Source organism: Streptomyces sp. NPDC051320, from assembly GCF_040682175.1.
Taxonomy (GTDB): domain Bacteria; phylum Actinomycetota; class Actinomycetes; order Streptomycetales; family Streptomycetaceae; genus Streptomyces.
The window spans coordinates 294,679-306,868 of the sequence record NZ_JBFBAL010000001.1; the positions used below are offsets into that span (position 1 = coordinate 294,679).

The 12,190-nt window shown below is 70.0% G+C and carries 7 protein-coding genes; 6 read left to right on the forward strand and 1 reads right to left on the reverse strand.

Features of this window, described 5'->3' with window-relative positions; all coding sequences use genetic code 11:
* Positions 1 to 3: 3 nt before the first annotated feature.
* Positions 4 to 546: a hypothetical protein gene (locus AB0M87_RS01340; RefSeq protein ID WP_365849151.1), complete on the forward strand. Its 543-nt coding sequence runs from the start codon at positions 4 to 6 to the stop codon at positions 544 to 546.
* Here AB0M87_RS01340 and glgP read toward each other — a convergent pair.
* Positions 432 to 3,059 (reverse strand): alpha-glucan family phosphorylase, encoded by a 2,628-nt coding sequence (gene glgP / locus AB0M87_RS01345; RefSeq protein WP_365849153.1) that lies wholly within the window; start codon positions 3,057 to 3,059, stop codon positions 432 to 434. The two genes, AB0M87_RS01340 and glgP, sit on opposite strands and share 115 nt — an antisense overlap.
* Positions 3,060 to 3,812: 753 nt before the next feature.
* Here glgP and AB0M87_RS01350 point away from each other — a divergent pair.
* The 5 genes from AB0M87_RS01350 (at position 3,813) to AB0M87_RS01370 (ending at position 12,178) form a co-directional block, all read left to right on the forward strand.
* Positions 3,813 to 5,825 (forward strand): alpha-1,4-glucan--maltose-1-phosphate maltosyltransferase, encoded by a 2,013-nt coding sequence (locus AB0M87_RS01350; protein WP_365849856.1) that lies wholly within the window; start codon positions 3,813 to 3,815, stop codon positions 5,823 to 5,825.
* Positions 5,822 to 7,546 carry a maltose alpha-D-glucosyltransferase gene (gene treS, locus AB0M87_RS01355; protein ID WP_365849154.1) on the forward strand — a complete coding sequence of 575 codons (1,725 nt, stop codon included), beginning with the start codon at positions 5,822 to 5,824 and terminating at the stop codon, positions 7,544 to 7,546. The genes AB0M87_RS01350 and treS overlap by 4 nt, the downstream gene beginning before the upstream one ends.
* A gap of 227 nt (positions 7,547 to 7,773) precedes the next feature.
* The gene (locus tag AB0M87_RS01360) at positions 7,774 to 9,276 is read left to right on the forward strand and encodes a maltokinase (protein WP_365849155.1); all 1,503 of its coding nucleotides are present in this window, start codon (positions 7,774 to 7,776) and stop codon (positions 9,274 to 9,276) included.
* A 155-nt stretch (positions 9,277 to 9,431) separates the two neighbouring features.
* A complete protein-coding gene (gene glgB, locus AB0M87_RS01365) occupies positions 9,432 to 11,645 on the forward strand; it encodes a 1,4-alpha-glucan branching enzyme (RefSeq protein WP_365849858.1) in 2,214 nt (737 codons plus the stop codon).
* Positions 11,627 to 12,178: a TIGR04222 domain-containing membrane protein gene (locus AB0M87_RS01370; RefSeq protein ID WP_365849157.1), complete on the forward strand. Its 552-nt coding sequence runs from the start codon at positions 11,627 to 11,629 to the stop codon at positions 12,176 to 12,178. The genes glgB and AB0M87_RS01370 overlap by 19 nt, the downstream gene beginning before the upstream one ends.
* Positions 12,179 to 12,190: the final 12 nt, after the last annotated feature.

A 12,190-nucleotide genomic window follows, 5' to 3' on the forward strand; every position in this document is an offset into this window, starting at 1 on the left:
TGCGTGGTGGTACGCGTCGAACGGTCCGGGGACGCGCTGTCCGTCACCGTCACCAGCACCCCGCGCCGCCCGGCGGTCAACGGGCCGGACGCCGCGGCCGGCGCCGCCACGGGCGGCACCGGCCTGGTCGGCCTCGACGAACGCGTGCGCCTGGCCGGTGGCGTACTCAGCCACGGCCCGCTGCCGGACGGCGGCTTCGAGGTGGCGGCGTCCCTGCCACTGACCCCCGGCCCGGCGGTGCCGGCCCGTACGTCCGCCGGCAGCACCTCCGTGCGGGAGCTGGCAGAACGCCGGCAGGTGCGACGGCGGCTGAAGCAGGCGATCTGGGTGCCGCTGGCGGTGACGGCAGCCCTCCGCGTACTGCTCGGGGCCGTCACCCTGGCGGGCCCGGTGACTCCGCGGTGGCGCCGCAGGTCACCGCCTCAGTGCGGTCACCGCATCAGGAGTCCCGCGCCCTCCCCCGTCGCCTCCGTCGGCAGGGTGACCAGACCCGGTTCGGCGCCGGTGGCGAGCAGTCGGTGGGCCGGCAGGACGCGGACCGTGTAGCCGTACGGTCCGGTGCGGTCGAGGGCCAGTGGGCCCTCGTACGACCAGTTGGCCTCCAGGTCCGGGCCGCCCGCCGGTTTCAGCGGGAAGGTCTGTGCCTCGGTGATCCGGTCCTGTGCGTCGACCCGTCCGGACACCGCTTGCACCTCCACGTCTTCCGGCCGCAGATCACCGAGCGCGACCCGCACCCGCAGGGTCAGCGTCGAACCCAGCTCCGCGGTACCGTTCGGCGCGGTCGGCGTGAGAGCCTCCACCCGGTCGACGTGCACATCGGGCCAGGCGGCCCGCACCCGCGCCTTCCAAGCGGCCAGCTCCCGCGCGGTCCCGGCGTCCAGACCCCGGTGCGCCAGAGCCGCGGGCCCGTAGAGCCGCTCCACGTACTCGCGCACCATGCGCCCGGCCAGCACCTTCGGGCCCAGGTTCACCAGTGTGCTGCGGACCATGGCGACCCAGCGCTCGGGCAGTCCGCCACCGCTCCGGTCGTAGAAGCGCGGTGCCACCCGGTCCTCGATGAGTTCGTACAGCGCGGCGGACTCGAGCTCGTCGCGCCGGTCCTCGTCCAGGCCGGCCCCGTCGGCGGTCGGGATGGCCCAGCCGAAGTCCGGTTCGAACCACTCGTCCCACCAGCCGTCCAGCACCGACAGGTTGAGACAGCCGTTGAGCGCGGCCTTCATTCCGGAGGTGCCGCACGCCTCCAGCGGGCGCAGCGGGTTGTTGAGCCAGACGTCGCAGCCCGGGTAGAGCCGCCCGGCCATCCGCATGCCGTAGTCCGGGAGGAAGACGATGCGGTGGCGCACCCGTGGATCGTCGGCGAACCGCACGAGCTCCTGGACCAGGCGTTTGCCACCGTCGTCGGCCGGGTGGGCCTTGCCCGCGACCACGATCTGGATCGGCCTGGTCGGATGGAGCAGCAGCTCCATCAGGCGTTCGCGATCCCGCAGCATCAGGGTGAGGCGCTTGTACGAGGGCACCCGACGGGCGAACCCGATGGTCAGCACGTCCGGGTCGAGGACCCCTTCGATCCAGCCGAGCTCCGCTTCGGAGGCGCCGCGCTCGCGCCAGGACGCCCGCAGACGGCTTCGGACCTCGGTGACCAACTGTTCGCGAAGGGTGCGCCGAAGCTGCCAGATGTCCGCGTCGGGGATGTCCGCGACGCCGTCCCAGCGCTCCGAGCCGCCCACCGACAGGGCGTGCTCGGTGCGTTCGGCACCGATCTGCCCGGCGCCGAGCGCGAAGACCTCGGGCGCCACCCAGGTCGGGGCGTGCACACCGTTGGTGATGGAGATGATCGGCACCTCCTCGGCGTCGAACCCCGGCCACAGTCCGGCGAACATCGCGCGGCTGACCGCGCCGTGCAGGGTGGACACCCCGTTGGCGCGCTGGGCGAGCCGGAGACCCATCACCGCCATGTTGAAGAGGGTGGGGTCGCCTCCCGGATAGCTCTCCGAGCCCAGCTGGAGCACCTTCCGGGGGTCGACGCCCGGCAGCTCGCCGTCGTCCCCGAAGTGATGGGCGACCAGCTCCCGGTCGAAACGATCAATTCCGGCCGGGACCGGGGTGTGGGTGGTGAAGACCGTGCCGGCTCGCACCGCCTCGAGACCCGAGTCGAAGTCCAGCCCGTCGTCCATCAGCTCACGGATGCGTTCGAGGCCGAGGAATCCGGCGTGTCCCTCGTTGGTGTGGAACACCTCGGGGGCCGGATGCCCGGTGAGCCCGCAGTACGCGCGCAGGGCCCGCACCCCGCCGATGCCGAGAAGCATCTCCTGGAGGAGCCGGTGCTCGCTGCCGCCGCCGTACAGCCGGTCGGTGACGTCGCGTTCGCGCGGTTCGTTCTGCTCCACGTCGGAGTCGAGCATCAGCAGCGGCACCCGGCCCACCCGGGCCTGCCAGATGTGCGCACTGAGTGAACGCCCGCCGGGCAGCGCGAGGGAGACCAGGCTCGGCGAGCCGTCCCGCTCGCGTAACAGGGTCAGCGGCAGTTCGTCGGGGTCGAGGACCGGGTAGTGCTCCTGCTGCCAGCCGTCCCGCGACAGGGACTGCCGGAAGTAGCCGTGTCGGTAGAGCAGTCCGACGCCGATGAGCGGTACGCCGAGATCGCTCGCGGCCTTGAGGTGGTCGCCGGCCAGGATGCCCAGGCCGCCGGAGTACTGCGGGAGTGCGGCGGTGACACCGAATTCGGGCGAGAAGTAGCCGATGGCGGCGGGCAGCCCGGCCGGCTGTTGTTGGTACCACCGCTCACCGTGCAGATAGGCGTTCAGATCACCGGCCGCGGTGTCGATCCGGTGCAGGAAGGACGGGTCGGCCGCCAGTTCGGTCAGACGCTCGGCGCGGACCGCGCCGAGCAGCCGCACGGGGTCACCGCCGGCGGTCTGCCAGGCGTCGGGGTCGACTGCCTTGAAGAGGTCCCGGGTCCCGGCGTGCCAGGACCAGCGGAGGTTGCGGGCGAGCTCGCTCAGCGGCTGCAGCGGCTCGGGGAGGACGGGGCGGACGGTGAATCGACGAATGGCCTTCACGTGTTCCACCTTCGCAGGGGAGATGCACATCCGAGGGGACGCACAGCGGTGTGCGTCCGCGCTTCACCCCCGACGGTAGCCTTCCGTGTCCTCCTCAACCACGGCGCGAGCGGGCACCCGGCGACGCCACCCGTGCGCCGGTGGCGCGCCGCCGCCCGGGCTGGTCCGACCGGCCGGAACTCCCTGGTGCCGACTGCGGGGAAAGCCCTGCCGCCCGCTCCCTCTTTTGCACCGGGCGATATGGCCGAATTCCATCCCCTCACGCACCCTTGTGGTACTTCGCCCGGCGGACAAAGCTGCCCAGTGGCGCCCACAAGCGACTCCCGTTCGAGAGGGGAACCCCGTGTACGACACGGAGACATCAGCTGTCCCAGCGGTGCGGGCCGGGGCGGAGCCGGCCCCCTTTCACCGGGCCCGGTACTCCAAGTGGCGAGCCGTCATCCCGCCAAAGGTGTGAACCCGCAGACGCAGCCCCGGCAGGACCGGGGGTCGTTCGCGGCGCACGGCCCGGACGATGCTTGCCTTGCACATTACGTACGAGTACTTAGTTCGGTCTTAACTCACGAGCCGGATTGCGCGCCCGAGGTGTGAGGGAAGGCTCCCCCGGTACTTGTCTGAGTGCGCCCCCCGCCAATTGAGTGAACGCGGACAGGAGCGGTCATGCCCGCAGCCCGCCAGTCATCATCGGACAAGCCGACAAAGGCCCAACTCCCCCCATCCCCCAAACCACCCAAGCGGCCGCCCACCGATCACCTGATCGGCCGTATTCCGGCACTCGATGTGCAGCCGCGCGTCGATGGCGGACGCAGGCCCGCCAAGGCGGTGCCAGGTGAGACCTTCCAGGTCACCGCGACCGTCTTCGGCGAGGGCCACGCCGCGGTCGCGGCCAATGTGGTGCTGCGCAATCCCCGCGGCAGGCCCGGCCCCTGGACACCGATGCGCGAACTCGCCCCCGGCACCGATCGCTGGGGCGCGGACGTCACCCCGGACGCCGAGGGCCGCTGGACGTACTCGGTCGAAGCCTGGGCCGATCCGATCGCCGGCTGGCAGCACGCCGCAGGCATCAAGATCCCGGCCCGCATCGACATCGAGTCGGTGCTCACCGAGGGCGCCGAGCTGCACGAGCGGGCAGCGGACGGCGTACCCAAGAGCAAAGGACGCGCCGCGGTCCTCGCGGCCGCCACCGCGCTGCGGGACACCGGTCTCACCGCCGAGGTACGGCTCTCGGCCACCCGGGCACCGGCGGTGACCGCCGCACTGGCCCGCTATCCCCTGCGCGAGCTGGTGAGCGAATCGGAACGGCTGCCGTTGCAGGTGGAACGCGAACGGGCGCTGTACGGCGCCTGGTACGAACTCTTCCCGCGCTCCGAGGGCGCCGTCGTCGAAGCGGGCAAGCCCCCGATCAGCGGGACCTTCCGGACGGCTGCGAAGCGGCTGTCCGCAGTGGCCGCGATGGGCTTCGACGTGGTCTATCTGCCGCCCATCCACCCCATCGGCACCACCCATCGCAAAGGCCCCAACAACGCGCTCACCGCGGGGCCCGACGACGTGGGAGTGCCCTGGGCCATCGGCTCACGCCACGGCGGGCACGACGCGGTCCACCCCGAACTCGGCACCCTTGAGGACTTCGACGACTTCGTGTGCCGCGCCGGTGAACTCGGCCTGGAGATCGCCCTGGACTTCGCGCTGCAGTGCTCACCCGACCATCCCTGGGTGGAACAGCACCCCGAGTGGTTCCACCACCGGCCGGACGGTTCCATCGCTTACGCCGAGAACCCGCCCAAGAAGTACCAGGACATCTACCCGATCGCCTTCGACCGTGACATGGACGGCCTGGTCGCGGAGACCGTGCGCATCCTGCGCTTCTGGATGGACCACGGCGTACGGATCTTCCGGGTGGACAACCCCCACACCAAACCGGTGGTCTTCTGGGAACGGGTCATCGCCACCGTCAACGGCACCGACCCGGACGTCGTCTTCCTGGCCGAGGCCTTCACCAGGCCCGCGATGATGCGCACCCTCGGGGCGATCGGCTTCCAGCAGTCCTATACGTACTTCACCTGGCGCAACACCAAGCAGGAGCTCACCGAGTACCTCACCGAGCTGGCCCAGGACTCCGCCGCCTACATGCGGCCGAACTTCTTCGTGAACACCCCGGACATCCTGCACGGTTATCTTCAGGACGGCGGCCGGCCCGCCTTCGAGGTGCGCGCGGTGCTCGCCGCGACGATGTCGCCGGCCTGGGGGATGTACGCCGGGTACGAGCTGTGCGAGAACACCGCGGCCCGGCCCGGCAGCGAGGACTACCTGGACTCGGAGAAGTATCAACTCCGGTCACGGGACTGGGAATCCGCCGAACGCGAGGGCCGGACCATCGCCCCGCTGATCACCACGCTCAACGAGGCACGCCGCCGCCACCCCGCGCTGCGTCAGCTCCGTTCGATCCGCTTCCACCACACCGACAACGATGCGGTGCTCGCGTACTCGAAGTCCTGTTCCGGGCCGGTCGACGGCGCCACGGGGTCGAACACCGTTCTGGTGGTCGTGAACCTCGATCCGCACCACACCCAGGAGGCGACGGTCTCGTTGAACATGCCGGAACTCGGCCTGGAATGGCACGAGTCCGCCCCGGTGCGCGACGAGCTCACCGGCGAGACCTACCACTGGGGCAGGGCCAACTATGTGCGTCTGGAGCCGGGCAGTACGCCCGCGCACCTCCTGGTCCTGCGACCGTCCCCGCCGATCGGAGGGTCACCCACATCATGATCGTCAATGAGCCCGTCCACGACAAATTCGAAGACACCCCGGTAAAGGACCGTGACCCCGACTGGTTCAAACGCGCGGTGTTCTACGAGGTCCTGGTCCGTTCCTTCCAGGACAGCAATGGAGACGGCGTAGGCGACCTCAAGGGAATCACCGCCAAACTGGACTACCTCCAGTGGCTGGGCGTCGACTGCCTCTGGCTGCCGCCGTTCTTCAAATCGCCGCTGCGCGACGGTGGTTACGATGTGGCGGACTACACGTCCGTGCTGCCGGAGTTCGGCGATCTCGCCGACTTCGTCGAGTTCGTGGACGCCGCGCATCAGCGTGGCATGCGCGTGATCATCGATTTCGTCATGAACCACACGAGCGATCAGCACGAATGGTTCCAGGAGTCCAGGAAGGACCCGGAAGGGCCGTACGGCGACTACTACGTCTGGGCCGACGACGACAAGCAGTTCCCGGACGCCCGGATCATCTTCGTCGACACCGAGACGTCGAACTGGACCTTCGACCCGGTGCGCAAGCAGTACTACTGGCATCGTTTCTTCTCCCACCAGCCGGATCTCAACTACGAGAACCCGGTGGTGCAGGAGGAGATCATTTCGGCGCTGCGCTTCTGGCTCGACCTGGGCATCGACGGCTTCCGGCTGGACGCGGTGCCGTACCTCTACCAGGTCGAGGGAACCAACTGCGAGAACCTGCCGCAGACCCACGCGTTCATGAAACGGGTGCGGGCCGAGATCGACGCGAGCTATCCGGACACCGTGCTGCTCGCGGAGGCCAATCAGTGGCCGGAGGATGTCGTCGACTACTTCGGCGACTTCAAGAAGGGCGGTGACGAATGCCATATGGCCTTCCACTTCCCGGTGATGCCGCGCATCTTCATGGCGGTCAGAAGAGAGTCCCGCTATCCGGTGTCGGAAATCCTGGCCAAGACACCGGCCATCCCGAAGAACGCCCAGTGGGGCATCTTCCTGCGCAACCATGACGAGCTGACCCTCGAAATGGTCACGGACGAAGAACGCGACTACATGTACGCGGAGTACGCCAAGGATCCGCGCATGCGGGCCAACATCGGCATCCGCCGGCGCCTGGCGCCGCTGCTCGACAACGACCGCAACCAGATCGAACTGTTCACCGCGCTCCTGCTCTCGCTGCCCGGCTCGCCGATCCTCTACTACGGTGACGAGATCGGCATGGGGGACAACATCTGGCTCGGTGACCGGGACGCCGTCCGCACCCCGATGCAGTGGACGCCGGACCGCAACGCCGGCTTCTCGTCCTGTGATCCCGGGCGGCTCTACCTGCCCACGATCATGGACCCGGTCTACGGCTATCAGGTGACCAATGTCGAGGCCTCGATGGCCTCGCCGGCCTCCCTGCTGCACTGGACCCGCCGGATGATCGAGATCCGCAAACAGAATCCGGCCTTCGGTCTCGGCTCGTACACCGAACTGCCGTCGTCGAACCCGGCGGTGCTCGCGTTCCTCCGCGAGATGCCCTCGTCGGGAGGCGGAGCGGACGACCTGGTGCTGTGCGTGCACAACTTCTCCCGTTTCGCGCAGCCGACGGAGCTGGAACTCAAGCCCTTCACCGGGCGCCATCCGGTGGAGCTGATCGGCGGAGTGCGTTTCCCGGCCATCGGGGAACTTCCCTACCTGCTGACACTCGCGGGTCACGGTTTCTACTGGTTCCGGCTGCGGAAGGACACGGTCGTCAGCTGACGATCCATCGGGCGTGGGGCGGTTTCCGCCGCCCCACGCTGGGCACCCTTCCTCCCATATCAGTCACAGCCAGGTCCAAATGGACCATCGTCCATTTGGACCATCCTCACCCGCACCGTCCCGCACAGCCGGATTCCCGCCCCCAATACGTTCAGCATGGGGGGCGACCCACGCAATCCGGGACACTCTGCGCATCGTGTGGTGTGCCCGGGAAAGGACGCGATGCCATGTCCAAGGCTGCATCCACCCGGGACACCCCGCGCCCCGCTGCCGGGCCCCTCGGACCGGCCGGCCTGCTCGACTCACTGGCTCCGCTGCTGCACGAGTGGCTGCCGCGGCAGCGCTGGTTCGCCGGCAAGGGGCGTGCCGTCACCGCCTTCACGCTGATGGCGGCGACCGAGCTGCTCCCGATGAGCGCGACCCCCGGGCTGCTGCATCTGCTCGTACGTGCCCAGCAGGACCCCCCCGGCAGGGCCAGGCCCACCGGTGACTGCTACCAACTGCTGATCGGGGTACGGACCGCGCTGCCGCCCCGGCTGGCCGCCGCGCGGATCGGCCGTGCGCCGGAGGGCCCGCTGGGCGGGCTCGTGCTGTATGACGCGCTGCTCGACCCGCACCTGGCCGGAGTGCTGTTCGAACGACTGCGCACGCCCGGACAACTGGGCCCGCTGCGCTTCGACCGCAGCCCCGCGGCGCAGATCCCGGCCGGCCTCACCGCACGCCCGCTCGGCGCCGAGCAGTCCAACACCTCGCTGGTCTATGGCGATACGTTCATTCTCAAGGTCTTCCGCCGGGTCCACCCCGGTTCGAATCCCGACCTGGAACTGCCGCTCGCACTCGCCCAGGCGGGCTGCGCCCGGGTACCCGCACCGGTCGCCTGGTACGAGACGACCGAGCCGGAACCCGCCACACTCGGGGTGCTCCAGCCCTTTCTGTACGGATCCGAGGACGGCTGGCAGCTGGCGCTGCACGCCCTCGCCGACGGGCACGATTTCACCGCGGGGGCGCACGCGCTCGGCCGCGCCACCGCCGAGGTGCACGGCACACTGGCGGCCACGCTGCCCACCGCCGTACTGCGCAAGCAGCAGATACAGCACCTGGCGGCCGAGATGACCGAGCGCCTCGAGGCGACCGCTCAGGCGGTACCCGCGCTCACCCCCTACGTAGCGGGATTGCGCACCGCCTTCGACGCGATCGCCGAGCTCGGTCATGCCGGACGTACCTGGGCGGCGCAGCGCATCCACGGTGATCTCCACCTCGGCCAGAGCCTGCGGGCCCGCGACGGCGAGTGGGCGGTCATCGACTTCGAGGGCGAGCCGGCCCGTCCGCTCGCCGAGCGCACCCGGCCGCAGCCGGTGGTCCGCGACGTGGCGGGCATGCTGCGCTCCTTCGACTACGCGGCCCGCTCGCACCGCCCCTGGGCCCCCCAGTGGGCGACGCGCTGCCGGGAGGCCTACTGCGAGGGGTACGCATCGGTGTCCGGCGCGGACCCGCGCGACGAGCCGGAACTGCTGCGTGCCTATGAGACCGACAAGGCGGTCTACGAAGTCCTCTACGAGGCCAGGAACCGGCCGGACTGGTTGCCCGTTCCGATGGCCGCGATCCAGCGGTTGTCGCTGCCCTTCTCCCCCTCCGCACCCTCCGCCACCTCCACCACCACCTTCACCTTCAGGTCCAGCCCCGCCACACCCCCCGCCACGCCGAAGCTGCCGAGGAGGCCGCCCCAGTGACCGCCCGTCGCCCTTCCCGTACCCCGTCCACCGCCCGGACCACGTCCGTGCCGGCGCCCGTGTCGGATTCCGAGCCCGTGTCGGCGCCGCAGCCCGAGACCGTGTCGGTGTCGGCGCCGCAACGCGAGTCCGCCGCCCCGGCCCCCGCCGCCGTACTGCCGTCCCAGCCCGGCGGCGTGCGGCCGGTTCAGGAGGCGGCCGCCGAGGACCGGGAGCGGCTGCTCAGCGGTGGTCATCACGATCCGCACGCGATCCTCGGGGCGCATCCGGTGGCCGGCGGCATCGCGGTCCGGGTGTTCCGCCCGTACGCCCGGGCGGTGACCGTGGTCGCCGCCGGGCTGCGCACCGAACTCCACGACGACGGCGACGGCTTCTTCTCGGCGCTGCTGCCGATGGACAGCGTCCCCGACTACTCGCTGCTGGTCACCTACGACGGCGAAGCGACCGAGATCCAGGACCCGTACCGCTTTCTGCCCACCCTCGGCGAACTCGATCTGCATCTGATCAGCGAAGGCCGCCACGAGGAACTGTGGAAGGCGCTCGGTGCCCAGCCGATGACCGTCCAGGGTGTGATCGGCACCCGCTTCACCGTGTGGGCGCCGGACGCACGCGGGGTCCGGGTCAGCGGGGACTTCAACTACTGGGACGGCGCCGCGTATCCGATGCGTTCGCTCGGCTCGTCGGGCGTCTGGGAGCTGTTCGTGCCGGGGATCGGCGAGGGCGCGCTCTACAAGTTCGACCTGATGCGCCCGGACGGCAGCCACACCCTGCGCGCCGATCCGATGGCGCGGCGCACCGAGGTGCCGCCGGCCACCGCGTCCATCGTGACCGAAGCCCACCACACCTGGCACGACGAGCAGTGGATGGCGCACCGTGGCGACCGCCCGGTGCACCGAGCGCCGTTCTCCGTGTACGAGGTCCATCTGCCGTCGTGGCGGCCGGGGCTGACGTACCGCCAGCTCGCCACCCAGCTGCCGGCCTATGTGCAGGAGCTCGGCTTCACACATGTGGAGCTGATGCCGGTCTCCGAGCATCCCTTCGGCGGCTCCTGGGGTTACCAGGTCACCGGCTTCTACGCGCCGACGGCCCGGCTGGGCACCCCGGACGACTTCCGTCATCTGGTGGACTCGCTGCACCGGGCCGGCATCGGTGTGCTGATGGACTGGGTCCCCGCCCACTTCCCGAAGGACGACTGGGCGCTGGCGCAGTTCGACGGCTGCCCGCTGTACGAGCACGCGGACCCCAACCGGGCCGAACACCCCGACTGGGGCACCCTGGAATTCGACTACGGGCGCACCGAGGTCCGTAACTTCCTGGTCGCCAACGCCACGTACTGGTGCGAGGAGTTCCACATCGACGGGCTGCGGGTCGATGCGGTCGCCTCGATGCTCTACCTCGACTACTCCCGCGAGCACGGCCAGTGGTCGCCGAACGAGTACGGCGGCCGGGAGAACCTGGACGCCGTGCGCTTCCTGCAGGAGATGAACGCCACGGTCTACCGGCGCAACCCCGGCGTGGTGACCATCGCCGAGGAGTCGACCGCCTGGGAGGGCGTGACCCGCGCCACCGACCAGGTCGGGGCGGGCGGTTTCGGCGGGCTGGGCTTCGGACTCAAGTGGAACATGGGGTGGATGCACGACTCGCTGGAGTACATCACCAAGGAGCCGGTGCACCGCAAGTACCACCACAACGAGATGACCTTCTCGATGGTGTACGCGTACAGCGAGAACTACGTGCTGCCGATTTCGCACGACGAGGTGGTGCACGGGAAGCAGGCGCTGGTCTCGAAGATCCCCGGTGACTGGTGGCAGCGGCGTGCCACCCACCGCGCCTATCTGGGCTTCATGTGGGCGCACCCGGGCAAGAAACTCCTCTTCATGGGGCAGGAGTTCGCCCAGGGCGCCGAGTGGTCGGAGGCGCACGGGCCGGACTGGTGGCTGCTCGACCCCTCGTACGAGGCGGCCCACGACCACCGGGGCGTACGCGACCTGGTACGTGACCTCAACACGGTGTATGCCGCGACCCCCGCGCTGTGGCAGCAGGACACCGACCCGGGGGGCTTCTCCTGGGTGGACGGCGGTGCGGCGGAGGACAACGTCTTCTCCTTCCTGCGTTACGACGCCGACGGGGCCCCGCTCCTGGTGGTCTCCAACTTCTCGCCGGTGGTCCGGCACGAGTGCCGCCTCGGGGTGCCCGAGTCCGTCCCCGCCTGGCACGAGGTGCTCAACACGGACGCGGGGCTCTACGGCGGCAGCGACGTCCGCAACGCGGATCCGCTGAAGCCGGAAGCGGTGCCGGCCCATGGCCGTCCCGCAAGCATCGAGCTGACCCTGCCGCCGCTCGCGACGGTGTGGTTCCGGCCGGCGTAGCAGCGGTCAGGCGGGCGGAAGGCTCAAGTCTTTCTCTGAAAACCCGCCGGAAAGGCTTGACCCCCGCCCGGCCGGACCACACTTCTCTCAGACGCACTTCTCTCAGGGGGACACTCCGGACGGACGGGGAACCACGGATGTACGACATCGCCTATCTGGCCGGCGGTCCGCAGCGGGTGGCGGACGCCGCGCTCATCGCGCTGCGCGAGCGCGAGGCCATCACGATCAGCGGCAGCGGGGTACGCGCCGGGACGGTGCGGCCCCGCCAGCGGCTGGAACGAGCCGTCGTCGCACTCTGTCCCCCGAACGGGGACCGATCCCTGCCGTCGCTGCGCAGCGCGGTGCTGAGCAGTCCCGAGGTGAAGGAGATAAGGACCCGTCTCACCTCCCAGGGGCTGCTCTCCCGTCTCGGTCACCGCCCCACCCGGGCGGGCCGCCGCCAACTGGTCGCCGCCAGACGCCGGTCGGTGATCCCCCCATACGTTTTCGACGGGCCTGCCGTTTTCGACGGGCCGGCCGGGCTGCCCTGCTGAACCGGCCTCCCC